This is a genomic window from Priestia megaterium, assembly GCF_009497655.1.
Classification (GTDB): domain Bacteria; phylum Bacillota; class Bacilli; order Bacillales; family Bacillaceae_H; genus Priestia; species Priestia zanthoxyli.
Genome location: NZ_CP023317.1, coordinates 2,129,703 through 2,146,888, shown reverse-complemented (window position 1 = coordinate 2,146,888; position 17,186 = coordinate 2,129,703). Strand labels below are relative to the sequence as shown.

The window sequence follows — 17,186 nt, the reverse complement described above, 5'->3', positions numbered from 1 at the left end:
TTCTCCTTTCCTTATTTCCTGTCTCACAGAAGCTGTTCTATGCCGTCCAAAACGGTTCCCAGCACCCTTAACGATTCTGCTGGAGCATACAAAACATCCAATGAATGATCGGCATTTTCGATGACTGCAATATTCATTGGATTTGTTTTTAATCGATAAACTTCTTCAGTATAATAGTGATCACCACTTCCTATTACAAGAAGACCTTTGTGAGAGCTTTTTAGTAAACTTTCAAACAGTTCTGTTCTTGTTAAAAGCGGCGTCAGTAAAAGCATCACTGCGTCTTTGTAAACTTCATCTTTCATAACTCGCTGAATTAGAGGAATGGTCCCAAGCGATTTCCCTGCAAATATGATATCTTTATAGCTATTTTGAGGCAAAACGTCCTGCAGCACTAAACAAATGTCTTTCATCATAACGTCTGCAATCTCATCTGTAGACTTTGTCATCAGCTCTTTTGAATATGTATAGTGAATCTGAACCACGTCAATTCCGTGTTTTATCATCAGCATCGTTACATAATACAACAGGGGCTTTTCGTACGTATAGCCTAGCCCTGAAAACATAAAGCAAATGCGAGGCCCTCCTGTTTTAATATATGTATAGGTAATCTTATTAGTTTGGCTGCTTACACTTTTTTGCTCTACTTGCATGTCACTCCTCCTTTTTAAATATTCTAACATTTAATTACGTAAAAAAACCCCATCTTTTTCTTAGAAAAATGAGGGTTGAGGAAATAGCTCTGCAAGCAGTTGATAAGACTTCTTTTTTGCTTCATAATCATGGATATTTGTAATAATTAAAAATTCGTCGTTATCGTATTTTTGCTGCAGCTGCGTTAATCCTTGTTTTACTTCAGCTGGATTTCCTACGATCATACGAGGACGATTGGTGCTTATTTTTTTAAGCTCTTCTTCTGAATAAGAACGATTGCGCACTTCTTCTATCGATGAAACCGTTGTGTCTCCGCCTTTGGCTACTTTCAACAGCCAATCATCTAGCGTTTTGGCGTGCTCCTCGGCTTCTTCTGTTGTTTCTGCACATACAACAAATACACATACGTTGGTTTTAGGCTTTGATTGATACGAAGAAGGGATAAATTCTTGTTTATAATGACGAATGGCTTCTTGTCCACCAACTGAATAAATAAAGTGTCCAAACGTAAAAGAAATGCCCAGCTCAGCAGCTGATCTTGCTCCTCTTTTATTGATACCAAGATGCCACAGTTCCGGCTTTGTTTCACTTAACGGATAAGCTGTCACACCGTAATACGGATGATCAGACGGCAAATTATGCTCAAGATGCCCTTTTAACGCCTGAATTTGACGCGGAAATTCATTGAGGCTTTTACGTACTCCATCTGTAAGCGCTAGCCGCGTCAGCGCATCTCCTCCCGGTGAGCGTCCAAGACCTAAATCGATTCGGTTCGGAAACAGATTTTCAAGCAGCTGAGCATCTTCTGCTACTTTATACGGACTGTATTGAGGAAGAAGGACTCCTCCAGATCCAATTCGGATTCGGCTCGTTTGAGAAGCTAAGTGCGTCATTAAAAGAGTTGGAGATGAGCCTGCAAGACCGTTCGTATTATGATGTTCCGCTACCCAAAAGCGGTGGTAGCCCAACTTTTCCGTTAATTTTGCCAGTTCCACCGTACGTTTTAACGCTTCCTTTGGTGTTGATCCGCTTGAAACTGGAGACTGATCCAATACGCTTAGCTTAATCATAGCTGATTCTTCCTTTCGATTTTCAATTTCTATTGTATCTATTGTAGGAGAAAAATATGAATTCGTCTTGAAATTTGCTTCACGCTCATAAAAAAAGCAAATGCTAAGGCGCGTTTGCTTTTTCTTTTTCTTATTTTGCTTCGTGTATTTCTTTCACACGCTTATCGCTCGGCAACAGCCATGTTAACAGCCCTAGGATTGGTAAATAGCTGCAAAACAGCATAATAAACTGAAGGCTGAAGACATCGGCTAATTTACCGAATACAACAGCTCCTAAAGCTCCCATCCCAAAAGCAAGCCCTACAATTAAGCCGGAAACCAAGCCAATTTTCCCCGGCATCAGCTCTTGAGCATAGACGACCGTGACGCTGAAACTTGACTGGAGAATAAAGCCGATTAGTATTAAAAGAGGCGCTGCGACTCCGAGAGAAACGTGAGGGAGTAATAAAGTAAACGGTACTGACCCTAACATAGAAAACAATAAAATATTTCGTTTTCCGAAACGATCGGCAAGCGGACCTCCAAAGAATGTTCCAAACACCCCTGCAATCATAAATAAAAAAACGTAAAGCTGAGCGCTTTTGATAGGCAAATTAAATTTTTCAATAATATAAAACTGAAAGAAATTAAGGATGCCTGCTCCGTACCATGAACGTGCAAAAACGAGAAAAATTAAAAGTCCAATCGCAAAAATAATTTGCTTGTTCATCGTAAATGAAGCATCTGACTGCTTTTTCTTCAAGCGTTGACGAGTAGCTAACTCTGATTTATACCATTTAGACACGCTGTATAAAACCACTACGCCAATACCTGCAATTAACGTAAACCAAATTGTTCCAAACTGACCAAGTCCGATAAAGATAAATGCCGTAAACAGCGGAGCCATCGACTGTCCAGTATTCCCGCCAACTTGATAAATAGACTGTGCCAGCCCCCGCTTTCCTCCTGCTGCCATATACGCTACGCGAGAACCTTCCGGGTGAAAAATAGCGGATCCGAATCCTACAAATAAAACAGATATAATCACAAAATAAAAATTTGGCGCTAAAGCGAGTCCAACCATACCAATCATGCTTAAACACATTGCAATTGGCAATAAAAACGGCGAGGGACGCTTATCGGCAAATACGCCGAATACCGGCTGCATAATCGATGACGTCATGTTTAAAGCAAAGGCAATCCAGCCGATTTGCGTGTAGTTTAAATTCATCGATTTTTCAAGGACTGGAAAAAGTGCCGGTATAACAGACTGCATACAATCATTTAGAAAATGTCCTAAACTAATAGCAAATAAAATACGGTAAATCGTCGCCGGCTGCGCTTGCTGCGTTCGTGCTGCTGCTTGCATTCATAACCCTTCTTTCTTATTTAATCTACATTAAAACTGTTAAAGTCTTACAATGTCTTTTTCTATTATACAGTGAAAAGTAAAATTATAGTTGTTTTCTTTTTTATAAAAAAGGGAAAATTGCCTGTGAGGTGAGAACAGTGAAAAAACATGTGCATATGATTGTAGACGGACGCGTTCAAGGGGTTGGGTTCCGTCACTACACGCAGCTAAAAGCAATGGAATGCTCCATTAACGGATGGGTACGAAATCGAGAAGATCAAAAAGTAGAAATTGATGCTGAAGGTGAAGAAAGTAATATCCAAAAATTTATTGAAGAAATTAAAAAAGGTCCCTCGCCGTTCGCTTCTGTCAGCAATGTGGAAGTAAAGGTAGTAAACACCCCTTCCCACACCCATTCTTTTCGCGTAAAGTACAGTTAAAATACTCGCTAAATTAAGATAATTTTTGATAAAATGGAAAAGTAAGCGATTTTATATCATCTACATATAAGGGGGAAAAAACGATGGTTGAAAACAAAATTGTGTTAATTACAGGTGCAGCTCAAGGTATTGGTTATCAAATTGGTGAGCGCTTTGCTGAAGACGGAGCGACTGTTGTCTTAACTGACTTGAATGAAGACGGAGTTAAGAAAGCAGCAGACAAATTGAAGACAAAAGGCTACGAAGCATTAGGCATTAAAGCAGATGTGACAAATGAAAGTGACATTGAACAAATGATTGCTCAAACGGTTGAAACATATGGCCGCCTTGATGTATTAATTAACAATGCTGGCATGCAATTTGTTTCCCCGCTCGAAGAATTTCCTACTGAAAAATTTGAACTTTTAACGAAAATTATGCTTGTTGCACCTTTTGTTGCGACTAAGCATGCGTTTCCTATTATGAAAAAGCAAAAATTCGGCCGCATTTTGAACATGTCTTCCATTAACGGATTGATTGGTTTCTCAGGAAAAGCGGCATACAACAGTGCTAAGCACGGCGTGATTGGCTTAACGAAAGTGGCTGCTCTTGAAGGTGCGGAGCACGGCATTACGGTAAATGCGATTTGCCCTGGTTATGTTGATACACCGCTTGTTCAAAATCAATTAAAAGATTTAGCACGTACGCGAAATGTAGCGCTTGAAAAAGTACTAGAAGAAGTTATTTATCCTCTTGTTCCTCAAAAACGCTTGCTGGCAGTTGATGAAATTGCAGACTACGCAATGTTTTTAGCAAGTGATTTAGCAAAAGGCGTCACCGGCCAAGCTGCTGTGATCGATGGAGGATATACGGCTCAATAAAAAAAGAGTGTCAGTTAGACTGGCACTCTTTTTTTATTTATTGAATTTCAAATTCTCCTAAAGAACCGGTCGTCTGACCTGCTTTTACTGCTTCTGCGTATAAATAATACGTTCCCGCTGGAAGAGCTTCACCATTAATTTTTCCGTCCCACGTTGCGCTAGAGAATCCTTTTCCTACATTCGTATACGAACTTAACAATTCCCCTTTTTCTAGCGTTGCATCGTAAATGTAATAGCTAAGCTTCTCTGCTCCTCCTGGTAAATAACTGCCGTATTCAAATGAGCCATTTCCTAGTACATCTACATACGCAGAAGTAACGCGAGGATAATCCGGCTCTTTTACAAATAAGATCGTTGGAACATCGTACGTTTCTTTATTGTTACTTACCGTAATGGTCCCTTCGTAATAGCCAGGAGATAATTTCCCCGCATCTACTTTTACATTGAGATTTACTTTTTGCGTTTTTCCTGCATTAACAACTAAATCGTTTGTTGATTTAACGTCAATTGCTTGATGGCTTTTCTTAAATTTCACTTTGACCGAGTATTTTTGACTGTGATTTGATAGATTTTTAATCTTAAAGCTTTGTTTTTCTACTTGTTTCCCTTTATCTTTATAAAAGACGCCGTACGAGTGACTTCCTGGGGTGATAAGCGTTTTTGCTTTAATTGCATCTACTACGCGCATGCTTCCTGCACCTTGCGTATTATGAGGGTAAATGAGCCCGTTGCGGTCACGAAGCAGTTCCGTTGTGTTCATTAAAGATGCTTTTACGTCTTCTACTTTATAATTGGGATGCGCCTGTAAAATTAACGCTGCTGCTCCTGCTACGTGCGGTGCGGCCATACTTGTGCCTTGTTTTGATCCATATCCATGAGGATTGCTCGGATCATCTGTTGGCACTGTACTGATAATATCGACTCCCGGTGCCGAAATGTCCGGCTTAATCATCCACGTATCCACAACGGGTCCGCGAGACGAAAAGTCAGCCATTGTTTCATCGACTGTCTGATCAAATGTTGCGTTAAAAGAGCCGGTGACGGATCCTTTTGCTAAAGAAGCTATCAAAGCTTGTCCATCGGCTTTCGATAGGCGAATACTCGGCAGAGATGTACCTGGAATATCAGGAATTGTTCCTTCTACGTTATTGTAAATGACCGTTGCAACAGCGCCGGCTTTTTTCGCATTGTCAACTTTATCTACAAATGCAATGTCACCGCGGGAAATAACCGCTACTTTTCCTTTTACATCCTTTCCTTCAAAGTCTTCTGGTTTTCCAAGTCCGACAGGGACAAATTCATAATTTTTACCGCTTGCATCCAGTAACGCCTTGTCGTTTGGAAAGCCCATTACTTCAGCTGAAGCATAGCTTGCGTTATCTACGGTTAATGTCGTTTTATACAAATTGTAAGGAAGCTGAGTCGCACCAACTGAAATAGCTTCACGAGACGTTCCCGGAGAGCCTACTGTCCAGTTAGCTGGTCCACTGTTTCCATTTGATGTAACGGCTACTACTCCTTCTTCCATTGCCCAATCTAATGCAATACTCGTTGCCAAGTCCGGATTATTAATCGTATCTCCAAGCGACAGGTTCATTACATCCGCCCCGTCTTCTACCGCACGTTCAATACCGGCAATTACGTCTTCTGTTGAACCTGTTCCTCCTGGGCCTAGTACACGATACGCAAGTAAATGAGCATCAGGAGCTATCCCTTTAATTTTCCCGTCCGCTGCAATTGTTCCCGCTACGTGCGTACCGTGCGTTGTCGCTTCGCCTTTTGGATCTCCAGCCGGCGTTTCTTGAGGGTCTTTGTCATCATCAACAAAATCCCATCCTTTATATTTCTCAAACGCCGACTTTAAATCCGGGTGGTCGTAATCAACGCCTGTATCGATAACAGCTACGGTCATATTTTTACCTGTATATCCTGATTTCCACGCTTGATCTGCTCCCACGTAGTAAATGCTTTTATCCATTTCAGAACCGTATTCTTCGGCGCTCACTTCTTTCGATTTCACTTCTGTTGTATGATATTCAACGCTTGGATAAATAGCTTTTACTCCAGGTAAACTTGCTACTTTTTCAAGGTCATTAGCCGGAAGTTCCGCTGAAAACCCAGAAAACACTTGGTCGTATTCTCGCTTTACTTTTGAAGTTTTAGAAGCTTTTGAAAGTTCTTTTTTCACTTCGTCACGCGCTTTTTTAATCTTTCCTTTACTTTGCGCTACTCCTTTTTTCTTGGCTTCCGCTACAGACTCTTCATTTAACTCCACAATAACTTTTACTTTTTTAGCCGATTTTAAGTTATAGTCTCCTTGAATTTTAACTAGTGACGGTTCCAGCGCCGGCTTTGAATTTCCATTAGCCGATGCTCCCATTGCAAAAGAAGATAAAGCAACCGAAAATGCTACTGTACTCAATACAGCCCGAATTGATACTTTTTTCATCGTTTTTCCCTCTCCATTTCTCTCTATAATTCGTACGACTATGTATGTCTTCATCCCCAAAACATACGCATCTTTTACTTAGCTAATGAGCTAAAAACTAGAATAGTATGGAAGTTCTATATATTACTATAAAATCCTTGAGTCTATGGAATCATTTTATATATTTCTCCAAATTGAGCACTACTGCTCAAAAAAGGAAGAATTTTGTCTGTTCTTTGCTTTTTCAGCACTTTTTTATTCCTAAAATTATGAAAAAATTAGATGAATATACAAGAATACTGACGATTTTCTGTTAATTTAGCTATTTCGATGAGGGACTCATTCCTACTTTCTCTTCGTTTACTTATAAGGTTTTTTTATTATTTTAAGAAAATTGTTCTTATAAGCGTTTTTTATTTTATTAATTATTATTTAGAACATAGTTTAATTAAATATTAAATATCACATTTAATTAAATGAAATTTTTAAAAATTACGAATAATAAAAGTAGTTCGTGCAGATACTAACGTCAACGCTCGCAAAAAGGGAGGTATGATTATGATAGATTTAAATTTCATCCTACTCATCCTTGATCTTCTTTCATCTCTTGTCACGATTGGCATCTACTTTACAACTAAGTAAGTGCTTAACCTTCTCTTTACTCTTCTAGCGTATGTACTTAAGCTATCACAAAAAAGAAGCAAGCCAATTTTTACTGGCTTGCTTCAACTATATAATAAAGTAGTTAGAGTGGAAGGGATTTATCCGCGTCTTCCGCCTCTGCCACCTCGTTTTGATTCAGTGCTGCGTTTTAGTGTAGATAAATTATCTTCACTATCTTTTAAGAAACGCGCCATTTTTTGTTCGAAGTTTTCCTTTGGTTGGAAGTTGCTTTTAGAACGATTATCATTATTTCTTGCCTGACGTGGCGGGCGTTGTGAATAAGAAGATGAGGGTCTTTCCGGTTTATCTATCGCTTTTTTAATCGATAATCCAATTTTTCCGTCTTTCTCATTAACGACTTTCACTTCAATTTCTTGACCAACTTTAAGATGGTCATTAATGTCTTTTACATAGCTGTCAGCTACCTCACTAATATGTACAAGCCCAGTTTGACCTCCAGGTAATTCTACAAATGCTCCAAAATTAGTAATACCTGTTACTTTACCTTGTACCTTGCTACCTACTTCAACTGCCATAAAAAATGTTCCTCCTCAATAATATTAAAAGCACTTCATTATACCAAAGTGCGTAAGAATAACAAAGTGTGTATGAGAAAACAATTTGTTAAATTACACTTTTTCCGCCACTTTTTTGTTTTATGAAAGAAATCAGTCAAAATAATGCCCATATTAGATATACCTAATATGGGCATTTCTCTCATTTCCACCATTCATCAAACATGCTAGCCGGTAACTGACGCTTATGTTCAGTAATACGATAGCGCTGTTCAATTTTTTCAACGGCTTCTTGTGATACTTCTTTTCCTTCCAAATAATCGTCTAGTTCATCATAAGAAATTCCTAGTTCCGTTTCATCAGATTGACCAGGACTATTATCTAATAAGTCAGCGGTTGGTACTTTTTCGTACAATCGTTTATCTGCACCTAATTCTTTTAGCAATGCTTTTCCTTGACGTTTTGTTAATCCCGTTAGAGGCAGCACGTCTGCTCCGCCATCTCCGTATTTTGTAAAAAAGCCTGTTACTGCTTCTGCTGCATGATCGGTTCCGATAACTAAAAGGCCGTTTTCTCCTCCGATTGCATACTGTACAATCATACGCGTACGTGCTTTGACATTTCCTTTATGAAAATCAGACAGTGCTATATCTGTAGAACCTGTAAACGAACTTTCAAATGCTTCCACCGTGTTTTTAATATTAAATGTATATGTTTCATTAGGTTTAATAAATTCTAGTGACGCCTTCGCATCCGCTTCATCATGCTGCGTGCCATGAGGCAAGCGAACGGCTACAAATTTTGCTTCATATTCTTCTTTTCGCAATTCGTCTACAGCAATCTGCGCTAATCGTCCAGCTAAACTAGAGTCCTGCCCTCCGCTTATACCTAATACAAAGCCTTTTGCATTTGCTGACTTTAGGTAGTTTTTCAAAAAATCAACGCGGGCACGAATTTCTTGTGCTGGATCAATTTCAGATTTCACATGTAGCTCTTTTCTTATTTTTTCTTGCATGTCTGACATGATACATGCTCTCCTTCCATTATATGTAGATTTCTTACTGATACAAACCATGTTCTTTACTATAAAAATAACAGAGATCAGGCATTAAATATCGTGGTTCTCCGCCCCTGGCAAATTCTTGACGAATATAAGTAGAGCTGATTTCCATTGCAAGCCCCTTATCAAGAAGCTGAAACCGGCCGTCGTCATAATTTCGAAGCAAAGGAGAATGACTAATAGCTTTCAACATGTCTATTCCCTCTCTTGCCATGATGATAAACTGGTTTTCACTAATAAGTTCATCTGCTTTCTTCCACTTGCCCTCACCAATATCTTGCAGTAAGTCGGCTCCCATAATAAAAAATAAGTCAGCGTGTGGGAGCAATTTTTTAAAGTGCTCCATAGTGTAGTATGTGTAATGATAGCCGGGCAATACGTCTAGCTCATACGTATCGAGCAAAAATTTCGGGTTGTCTTTAATCGCTAAGCTAACCATATTTACACGGTGTTCATCGGACGTTTGGAGCTTTTTATCTGTCCGTTTGTGCGATGAAGGCAAGAAGATAATAGCATCTAACTTCTTTCGATGCGCAACCGTTGATGCCGTCCAAAGATGAACGTTGGTAACCGGATCAAAAGATGAACCATAAATCCCAATTTTCGCTCCTTTTTCTAAAAGCGTATCTATTTTCTTATCAGGGTTTAGCTGTTGAAAATAAGCAAGCGTATCTGACATGTCTCCAGCTCCCTACTATTTTTTATTTAGGGCTTCCGCTACTTTTTGTTTTACGTACGCAATTTGACGCGTTTTATTTTCCCAACACTTTTCGCTTAAATCTACTGGATATTCTTCTGGATTGCGCGTGCGCTTATATTCATCCCAAAGCAGCTCTAAATTATCTTTTACGTACTGCTGAATTTCCTGAAGTTCTTCTGTTTCATACACAAGCTTTCCGTTTACAAAGATATCATGATGAAGTTCTTTTGCCTCAAAATTTGTGACGAATTTACTGATAAACGTATGAACAGGATGGAACATTTTTAAACGCTCTTCGCTTTGAGGGTCTTCGTCTTCCATCGTAATATAATCCCCTTCAGATTTCCCATTCAAATTATTAATAATACGATATACGCGCTTTAACCCTGGTGTACTGACTTTTTCAGGATTCGCACTAATTTTAATCGTATCCATCATCTCGCCATTTTCTCCTTCAATAGAGACGAGTTTATACACTGCTCCAAGCGCCGGCTGATCATATGCAGTAATGAGCTTCGTACCAATTCCCCACATGTCTATCTGTGCACCTTGCGACTTTAAATGCATAATCGTATCTTCATCTAAATCGTTGGAAGCAACAATTTTTGTCTCTGTAAACCCTGCTTCATCCAACATTTGACGAGCTTTTTTAGACAAATAAGTTAAATCGCCGCTGTCTAAACGAATCGCCGTAAAATTAATTTTGTCTCCTAATTCTTTTGCTACTTTAATCGCATTGGGAACTCCTGATTTTAACGTATCGTACGTATCAACTAGAAACACACAGTTTTTATGGCGACGAGCGTATTTATGAAATGCAATATATTCGTCTTTATAAGCTTGCACCATTGCATGGGCATGCGTTCCTGCAACTGGAATTCCAAATTTCTTTCCTGCACGCACGTTAGAAGTAGCACCAAATCCGCCAATATAGGCTGCTCTTGTTCCCCAAATAGCAGCATCCATTTCTTGAGCGCGTCGCGTTCCAAACTCCATTGCCACTTGGTCTCCTACTACATGTTTGATTCGGGCTGCTTTTGTTGCAATCAGCGTTTGGTAATTCACAATATTTAAAATCGCTGTTTCTACAAGCTGAGCTTCAATTAACGGTGCTTCTACACGTAAAATTGGTTCATTATGAAACACAAGCTCACCTTCACGCATACATCGAATTGTCCCAGTAAATGTAAGGTCTTTTAAGTAAGCTAAATAATCTTCTTTAAAACCTAATTCTTCGTGCAAGTACGTTAAATCAGATTCGCTAAATTTAAATGCTTTAATATATTCAATAATTCTTTCTAATCCAGCAAAAACAGCATACCCATTCCCAAAAGGAAGTTTGCGGAAAAAAACTTCAAAAACAGCCTTCTTTTGATGAATGTTATCTTCCCAATACGTTTCTCCCATATTAATTTGATATAAATCGGTGTGTAGCATTACGCTGTCATCTGTAAACATATTCATTGATTTCCTCCACTTTTATGTCCTTAAATAATTTCTGCTCTGAGGCAAGATTTAAAGTGTTCGAGCGCCCACTCATGGCCTTTTTGATTAAAGCTCGCTACGGCTTTTTCATAAATATAAATAGCAAATCCTTTATTATAAGCATCTACTGCTGTATGAAGTACACAGATATCCGTACATACACCTGCTAAGTAGACATCGGTGATCTGTCTTTCTCGCAGTTTAATCTCCAGATCTGTTCCAGCAAATGCGCTGTATCTCGTTTTATTTATCCATTCTACATTTGCCTTTGATTGATACACATTATATAAATCATTTAACTTTCCGTATAGCTTCCTTCCTGCAGAACCTTCAATATTATGAGGCGGAAACAGCGCTGATTCTGGATGCAAGGAATCATTTTCTTTATGAAAATCAATGGCAAAGACGACATACTCGCCTTGCTCAATAAATTGACGCGTGATATCGCTTATGGATGTTTCAATGTGTCGCCCTGGTTCTCCGCATGTCAAAGCCCCGTTTTCAGCTACAAAATCATTGGTATAATCAATGTTAATCAGTGCTTTTTTCATTATGTTTCCCCCTCATAAATAAAAATTAACAGTTAACATATTGTTAATTATTTGAATTGAAAGTTTTTTCTTTTAATAGCGTGCTGTATAGATTGGCTTCATCACATTCATCTCAACAAACCGGTAGAGCTTTGTTGGCTTTTTAGACGTTCTCGTCGTTGTTTTTCCGTCTACTTCTTCAATGAATGGCAGCATTCTTATTTTTCGTGCAAACGCCTGATCACTTTTAATTGCCGCATCATCCGTTACGGTAAGCAGCACAGCCTGCAGTTCAGAGTATGTAAACTGAGAAGGCAGAAACTTCTGAGCAATAGTCGTTTGCAATAAATCTTTCTTAATTTCCTTGATTGCATCTCGAATGATGATTTCATGATCAAAAGCTAAAGGCAATGAAAAGATTTCATCTATTTTAAATAATTCAACTCGAGCAGCATCATCATTCGCTTTTCGTTTTATTAGACTATCTTCTGGGACAATTGCATAATGTGCGTTTGTGATGACCCATCCCCTATCGTCTCTTCCGGGCTCATCATAGACACCATAGTGTTTTAAATGGATATCGTTCACGCCCGTTTCTTCTTCGAGCTCTCTTTTAGCCGCTTCAAAAGCTGATTCATCAGGATGGACAAATCCGCCGGGAAGCGCCCACTTTCCTGCTTCGCTGTTCTTTTCTCCCTCCGCGTTTAGCATTGCTCGCTGGATAAGCATTAATTTTAAATTCATTTTAGGTGGTTTGTAGGGTTCTTTTTCTTCCGTCACAATCGTAAATACAGCAATATCTGACGTATAGCCATAGGGTTTAGGGTATTCTTTTTTCATTTGATTAGTCATTGCTTTTTTGTTCGACATTCAGCATTTCTCCTGATCACTCTTTTTACAATTAACAATATGATTAATGTTAATTATATTTGTTTTATGGAAAATGTCAATACTTTTCCCACTAATTATAAAGAGAAGGTAATTTATGTTGTAAATAACGTTATGTTTCGTATTTTTTAGAGTTTATATGCATAAAAAGCCGAGTGAAGAAGTTCTCATTCCCCCTCTTCCCTCAGCTTTTTTCCCTTTTAATTAACGTGCTGCTAAACCAATCATCATTTTACCGTCTTTAAAATATTCAATGACATAGTCAACAGACGGACAGTAAATAAACGCTTCTTCTGTAAGATCAGCTGTTTGTTGGAAAAACGTTAGAGCCTGAGCTAAATCGACGCTTACGGCTTTAGTTGCTCGTTTCCAAAATAAAACAACCTGATGTTCTTTTATATTCATCTCTTGAAGCCATTTTTTGATTTCTTCAATATGCCGGGCGGACTTTTTAATTAATACTTTTCTCCAATTAATTTGCATGATTGTTAAAAAAGGAAAGGTGTTTGAAAGTTTTTCGAAGTAAATGCTTGTCTGCTTTTTCGTTAGCAAATCTGCACTGTTACCCAATGTTTGAATATAATGTTCTACTTTTGTCATAATCATCCTCCAGTCGAAATTGGAGTTTGCTAGAATTTTCAGAGACGTTCTCTACTCTTCTTGCTAAAAATCCTGCAGCTTTCCAACCGTGCTTTTTCTCAACAATGTTTAAATTTCACCTTTTTATACAAATTATTCAAAATAATTTGTGTATTTTAGTTTACCATAAAACTTAATCTTTGACTTTGTTTATGTAAAACCTTATTTGTGTTTCGACCAAAGAACGAATTCCATAGAAGAAAAGCTATAAAAAAGTTGACATTAACATTTATAAAAGTTAATATACTTACTAAAAGTAACTTAATTGCATATAACAAACAAGGTGAAGAAAATGAACTATCAAACAGATGTGTGTATAATAGGAGCCGGACCAGGCGGTGCTCTACTAGCCTATCTACTGGCTAAACAAAATATATCAACTATACTGATAGAGAGATCTGATAAGCTTGGAAAAGAATTTCGAGGCGAACATTTAAATGAAGATGGAGAAATGATTCTTAAAAAACATCATATATTTGAAGAAATTGAAAGCTTAGGCCTCCTTCGAATGTCTAGGGTCGAATACTGGAAAGATGGACATGTATTCAAAACGATAGAATCTGAACTTGGGCATGCAGGAATTCATGTTCCACAGCAGCATCTTCTTCAGTCTATAGATAGCCGAGCAAGCAGCCATCCCTCCTACAAACTTATGCTGGGCACAAAAGTAACGGAGCTAACGCAAAATGAAAAAGGACAATATACTGGAATAAAAGCTCAGCAAAAAGGCCGGGGTGAAATAATAGTTGAAAGTAAAATCATTATTGGAGCAGATGGTCGATATTCAACTGTTCGCAAACTTGCGCACATAAAAAACAATATTCATAATCATGGATACGATTTGCTTTGGGCGAAAATTCCTGCACCTGCCAACTGGGAGCCTTCTATTAAATTTGCGCTTGTGAAGCAGCAGCAGGTAGCGCTTTTTTCTCAAGCAAAAGGCTTTGTTCAAATCGGATGGAATATTGAAAAAGACAGCTATCCTGCTCTTCGAAAACAATCGTTTAAACCGTTTATTCAGCGTTTAATAGAGGCTTTCCCTAGCTTAAACCTTTCAATTGAAAGGTTTATTAAGTCGTGGTCAGACTTTACGCTTCTTTCTGTGCAAAGCAGCATAAGCGAAGTGTGGTCAAAACATCACCTGCTCTTGTTAGGTGATGCTGCTCATACGATGACTCCTACTGGCGCTTTTGGATTAAACGAGTCATTAAAAGATGCTGACTTACTGTCTGACTTACTGCATCAAGTTTTTTATCAAAACAAAGAGATTTCAGAAACATTGAGACAGTTTGAACAGAAAAGAAAGCCAAGATTAATAACTCTTGAACGTATTCAGTTTCAGCGAGAAAAAGAATTCCCGTCTCATTTTATTTCTTCTTAAGTCAACAAAAAAGAGATTCCATAGATAAATGGAATCTCTTTTTTGCAATCATGATTTTTTAGCAGTTGTGCTATGTAAGTTCTCTTTTATGTATATTCCGCGAAGTTAATCTTGCTTTGCCCGCTGCCATTTTTGAAATTCAAGAAATTGTTTAAACTGCTCTTTGCTTATTCCTGACTCCGCTGCTTCTTTTGCTAACTCAAGCCACTCATTATCAATATCCAACGACTCAGCTTTATCCATAGGCTCATGAATCAATCTATCAATACTCACGTTCAATGAGGTAGAAATTTTGTTTAGAAATTGAATAGATGGGTTGAGCTGAATTCCTCTTTCTACTGAAGATATGTACGATTTAGCAACACCCGCTCGGTTTGCAAGTTCTGTTAGCGATATTCCCTGTTTCATTCTAAGATCTCGAATACGTTGACCAATTGTCATTATAATCACCCTTACTAATGCTTACTTATCGATAATAATACCATAATTTCACTTTATCGTGCATTATAAATAAACGTTCTTACTGTAAAGGGATGATTATACATCTAGTGGACATAGCTTGAGACCCGCTATAAAGGTTAGCTATCCGTAACGAATTCTTTATTTCCTTACTGATGTATCGGCTAAGAATTTGAACTAATACTTTGTAAAAATTGTCTAACTTCCTCGATGCTTATACCTGTTTCTTTTGCTTCCATTATGAGCATAACCCATTCTAAGTCTAACGCATTTTCGTCTTTAAAATTCATAATTCGCTTCCTTTCTTCTTTTTCGGGAATTGAGAACGTTTTCTTTTTGCTGTTTTTGGACATTCTCCCTTATTTTTCACTATGGTTTTACAGTATAATGGATATTACTAGAACATTAGACATTTTACATTTGCTAAAAAGCACCAATTTTTTTGAAATTTTTGTCTATTCCTATCATAATGATTTTACCGTTACACAAACGCTACAGTTAGACACTAGGAGGATTGCTTTTATGCCTTTTCTGCATACGGCGACAGAAAAAATTTACTATGAAATTCATTCGCCCGTGTTCACTAACAAGACAGAAACCGTTGTTATGGTTCATTCTTGTGTCACTGATCATACGCTTTTTGATTCTATTACTGCGGAATTAACCCAACATTACCGTGTTATTCAATACGATTTGAGAGAGACAGGAAAGAGCGCCTCTGCTACAGGGGAATTATCGTTTGAGGCTCATATTGAAGACCTTTTCCTCTTATTACATACATTAAATATAAAGAAGTGCTACTTAGTTGGAGTGGGCTTTGGAGGACAAATCGCTGTTAAATTTACCGCCCGCTATGAATTTCTTATTGAAGGACTGATACTACTGTCTCTTCCTTTTTATTCAGATAGCACCATTCAAAAGATTAAGAGATGTTACAACGAAGAAAGCAAAAATCAAATACCGGTAGAAAAAATTTTCGAATTAGGCAGACTAGAAAGTATTGAACATGCAAATATACAACAGCTGATTGAAAGACTTAAACAAATGGATCCTAATGTATATTTCCGCTTCGTTAAACTTTCTATTACAGCCAGTCTATTTCAAGAGCTGAGCAGCATTTCACTTCCTGTACTCACTTTATCTGGCCAACATGATTTGCTGTTTTCATCTCAGTATCTGATTTCAAAAACGATGTTTTTAAAAAACTACAGTCATATGACCATACCTAACGCACATTCTCTATTTCTAGTAAAAGAAAAAACAGCTTTATTCAGAGAAATTGTCATAGATTTTATTAAAAGTAATACAGGCCAGCTGCCTTCTTTAAAGAATGATTCTATGAAAATACTTAAAAACTGGGAAAGTGATACGGCTATAGACATACAAAAAGATTTTCATGCCCACACACCCTCTCTTAAAGTAGATTTCTTATACTCTTTTTCCGTCTATGTAAATGGTCAGCTTATTACAGAAGGCTGGAATAAGCGCTTTGCTCAAGAAATTTTACTATATCTTATTTTTCATCATTCTATCAGCAGAGAACAGCTATGCGAAGCACTGTGGCCTGACATACCTTTAAGCAATGCTAAAAAGAATTTACGCGTCTACTTGTCTCATTTAAAAAAGTTATTGAACGCAGAAAATTCAGAGCCGGTTTTACTTGTTAACAGGCAGCTCATTTCTTTAAATGCCGATGTGTCAAGCGATGGATTAGATTTACTAACTGACCTTCAGTGGATAACCGAACAGTCTGACCCGTCGCTGAAATTCAAGGAAGCTGAACAGCGCCTACATCAATTAGTTCCTCATTATTTAACAACGATTTATGACGACTGGTTCCTTGATATCCGAGTGAAAATAGAGATTATTCTTCTTGATCTATTAATCTGGATGAAAGAATGGCTTTGTGAGAATGGAAAAGTTTCGAAAGCCGTATTTTTACTCGTTAAATTTATTGATTTAGTAGAAGAAAAAGAATTCATTTATGATGAAATTATCGATTGCTATATCAAGCTCGATAACAATGAAAAATCAGAGTACTGGCTGAATCAAAAAATGCAGTATTTAGTTGAATAAAAAGGATG

General features: G+C 37.8%; 17 protein-coding genes. 4 read left to right on the top strand and 13 right to left on the bottom strand.

Annotated features, from left to right (window positions below; all coding sequences use genetic code 11):
* Nucleotides 1-23: 23 nt before the first annotated feature.
* From CEQ83_RS10785 to CEQ83_RS10775, 3 genes are all read right to left on the bottom strand, one after another.
* A complete protein-coding gene (locus CEQ83_RS10785) occupies nt 24-653 on the bottom strand; it encodes a hypothetical protein (protein WP_028413466.1) in 630 nt (209 codons plus the stop codon).
* A 60-nt stretch (nt 654-713) separates the two neighbouring features.
* Nucleotides 714-1,724, bottom strand: a complete 1,011-nt coding sequence (locus CEQ83_RS10780) for an LLM class flavin-dependent oxidoreductase (protein WP_028413467.1) — start codon at nt 1,722-1,724, stop codon at nt 714-716.
* A 130-nt stretch (nt 1,725-1,854) separates the two neighbouring features.
* A complete protein-coding gene (locus CEQ83_RS10775) occupies nt 1,855-3,072 on the bottom strand; it encodes an MFS transporter (protein WP_028413468.1) in 1,218 nt (405 codons plus the stop codon).
* A gap of 140 nt (nt 3,073-3,212) precedes the next feature.
* Between CEQ83_RS10775 and CEQ83_RS10770 the strand changes: the two genes are divergently transcribed.
* Both CEQ83_RS10770 and CEQ83_RS10765 read left to right on the top strand, forming a co-directional pair.
* Nucleotides 3,213-3,494, top strand: a complete 282-nt coding sequence (locus CEQ83_RS10770; protein WP_028413469.1) for an acylphosphatase — start codon at nt 3,213-3,215, stop codon at nt 3,492-3,494.
* Nucleotides 3,495-3,577: 83 nt separating this feature from the next.
* On the top strand, nt 3,578-4,354 hold the full coding sequence (locus CEQ83_RS10765) for a 3-hydroxybutyrate dehydrogenase (RefSeq protein ID WP_013056911.1): 777 nt from the start codon (nt 3,578-3,580) through the stop codon (nt 4,352-4,354).
* Nucleotides 4,355-4,391: 37 nt separating this feature from the next.
* Here CEQ83_RS10765 and CEQ83_RS10760 read toward each other — a convergent pair whose 3' ends face one another.
* From CEQ83_RS10760 to CEQ83_RS10725, 8 genes are all read right to left on the bottom strand, one after another.
* A complete protein-coding gene (locus tag CEQ83_RS10760; protein WP_028413470.1) occupies nt 4,392-6,803 on the bottom strand; it encodes a S8 family serine peptidase in 2,412 nt (803 codons plus the stop codon).
* Between the two features lie 740 nt (nt 6,804-7,543).
* A complete protein-coding gene (locus CEQ83_RS10755) occupies nt 7,544-7,981 on the bottom strand; it encodes a S1 domain-containing RNA-binding protein (protein WP_013056909.1) in 438 nt (145 codons plus the stop codon).
* A gap of 181 nt (nt 7,982-8,162) precedes the next feature.
* Complete coding sequence (gene nadE, locus CEQ83_RS10750; protein ID WP_028413471.1) at nt 8,163-8,984, bottom strand: ammonia-dependent NAD(+) synthetase; 822 nt, start codon at nt 8,982-8,984, stop codon at nt 8,163-8,165.
* A 34-nt stretch (nt 8,985-9,018) separates the two neighbouring features.
* The gene (nadD, locus tag CEQ83_RS10745) at nt 9,019-9,699 is read right to left on the bottom strand and encodes a nicotinate (nicotinamide) nucleotide adenylyltransferase (RefSeq protein WP_028413472.1); all 681 of its coding nucleotides are present in this window, start codon (nt 9,697-9,699) and stop codon (nt 9,019-9,021) included.
* Between the two features lie 15 nt (nt 9,700-9,714).
* Entirely contained in the window at nt 9,715-11,184 is a 1,470-nt protein-coding gene (locus CEQ83_RS10740; RefSeq protein WP_028413473.1) for a nicotinate phosphoribosyltransferase, read from the bottom strand.
* Nucleotides 11,185-11,207: 23 nt separating this feature from the next.
* Nucleotides 11,208-11,756 (bottom strand): cysteine hydrolase family protein, encoded by a 549-nt coding sequence (locus tag CEQ83_RS10735; protein ID WP_028413474.1) that lies wholly within the window; start codon nt 11,754-11,756, stop codon nt 11,208-11,210.
* 72 nt (nt 11,757-11,828) lie between these two features.
* Complete coding sequence (locus tag CEQ83_RS10730) at nt 11,829-12,605, bottom strand: NUDIX domain-containing protein (RefSeq protein ID WP_028413475.1); 777 nt, start codon at nt 12,603-12,605, stop codon at nt 11,829-11,831.
* Between the two features lie 222 nt (nt 12,606-12,827).
* A complete protein-coding gene (locus CEQ83_RS10725; protein ID WP_014460246.1) occupies nt 12,828-13,223 on the bottom strand; it encodes a CDI toxin immunity protein in 396 nt (131 codons plus the stop codon).
* Nucleotides 13,224-13,554: 331 nt separating this feature from the next.
* Between CEQ83_RS10725 and CEQ83_RS10720 the strand changes: the two genes are divergently transcribed.
* Entirely contained in the window at nt 13,555-14,643 is a 1,089-nt protein-coding gene (locus CEQ83_RS10720) for an FAD-dependent monooxygenase (RefSeq protein WP_028413476.1), read from the top strand.
* Between the two features lie 105 nt (nt 14,644-14,748).
* Here CEQ83_RS10720 and CEQ83_RS10715 read toward each other — a convergent pair whose 3' ends face one another.
* Both CEQ83_RS10715 and CEQ83_RS10710 read right to left on the bottom strand, forming a co-directional pair.
* Nucleotides 14,749-15,084: a helix-turn-helix domain-containing protein gene (locus CEQ83_RS10715; RefSeq protein ID WP_028413477.1), complete on the bottom strand. Its 336-nt coding sequence runs from the start codon at nt 15,082-15,084 to the stop codon at nt 14,749-14,751.
* A gap of 182 nt (nt 15,085-15,266) precedes the next feature.
* Entirely contained in the window at nt 15,267-15,392 is a 126-nt protein-coding gene (locus tag CEQ83_RS10710) for an anti-repressor SinI family protein (RefSeq protein ID WP_080754447.1), read from the bottom strand.
* A gap of 232 nt (nt 15,393-15,624) precedes the next feature.
* Between CEQ83_RS10710 and CEQ83_RS10705 the strand changes: the two genes are divergently transcribed.
* Nucleotides 15,625-17,178 carry an alpha/beta hydrolase gene (locus tag CEQ83_RS10705; RefSeq protein WP_155017230.1) on the top strand — a complete coding sequence of 518 codons (1,554 nt, stop codon included), beginning with the start codon at nt 15,625-15,627 and terminating at the stop codon, nt 17,176-17,178.
* The last annotated feature ends 8 nt before the right edge of the window (nt 17,179-17,186 follow it).

Excerpts from the sequence above, each read along its gene's own strand:
- CEQ83_RS10760 (WP_028413470.1), bottom strand. The coding sequence starts at position 6,803 with ATGAAAAAAGTATCAATTCGGGCTGTATTGAGTACAGTAGCATTTTCG.
- CEQ83_RS10720 (WP_028413476.1), top strand. The coding sequence starts at position 13,555 with ATGAACTATCAAACAGATGTGTGTATAATAGGAGCCGGACCAGGCGGT.
- nadE (WP_028413471.1), bottom strand. The coding sequence starts at position 8,984 with ATGTCAGACATGCAAGAAAAAATAAGAAAAGAGCTACATGTGAAATCT.
- CEQ83_RS10755 (WP_013056909.1), bottom strand. The coding sequence starts at position 7,981 with ATGGCAGTTGAAGTAGGTAGCAAGGTACAAGGTAAAGTAACAGGTATT.
- CEQ83_RS10715 (WP_028413477.1), bottom strand. The coding sequence starts at position 15,084 with ATGACAATTGGTCAACGTATTCGAGATCTTAGAATGAAACAGGGAATA.
- CEQ83_RS10730 (WP_028413475.1), bottom strand. The coding sequence starts at position 12,605 with ATGTCGAACAAAAAAGCAATGACTAATCAAATGAAAAAAGAATACCCT.
- CEQ83_RS10705 (WP_155017230.1), top strand. The coding sequence starts at position 15,625 with ATGCCTTTTCTGCATACGGCGACAGAAAAAATTTACTATGAAATTCAT.
- CEQ83_RS10765 (WP_013056911.1), top strand. The coding sequence starts at position 3,578 with ATGGTTGAAAACAAAATTGTGTTAATTACAGGTGCAGCTCAAGGTATT.
- CEQ83_RS10780 (WP_028413467.1), bottom strand. The coding sequence starts at position 1,724 with ATGATTAAGCTAAGCGTATTGGATCAGTCTCCAGTTTCAAGCGGATCA.
- CEQ83_RS10775 (WP_028413468.1), bottom strand. The coding sequence starts at position 3,072 with ATGCAAGCAGCAGCACGAACGCAGCAAGCGCAGCCGGCGACGATTTAC.
- CEQ83_RS10735 (WP_028413474.1), bottom strand. The coding sequence starts at position 11,756 with ATGAAAAAAGCACTGATTAACATTGATTATACCAATGATTTTGTAGCT.
- CEQ83_RS10740 (WP_028413473.1), bottom strand. The coding sequence starts at position 11,184 with ATGAATATGTTTACAGATGACAGCGTAATGCTACACACCGATTTATAT.
- CEQ83_RS10725 (WP_014460246.1), bottom strand. The coding sequence starts at position 13,223 with ATGACAAAAGTAGAACATTATATTCAAACATTGGGTAACAGTGCAGAT.
- CEQ83_RS10710 (WP_080754447.1), bottom strand. The coding sequence starts at position 15,392 with ATGAATTTTAAAGACGAAAATGCGTTAGACTTAGAATGGGTTATGCTC.
- CEQ83_RS10785 (WP_028413466.1), bottom strand. The coding sequence starts at position 653 with ATGCAAGTAGAGCAAAAAAGTGTAAGCAGCCAAACTAATAAGATTACC.
- nadD (WP_028413472.1), bottom strand. The coding sequence starts at position 9,699 with ATGTCAGATACGCTTGCTTATTTTCAACAGCTAAACCCTGATAAGAAA.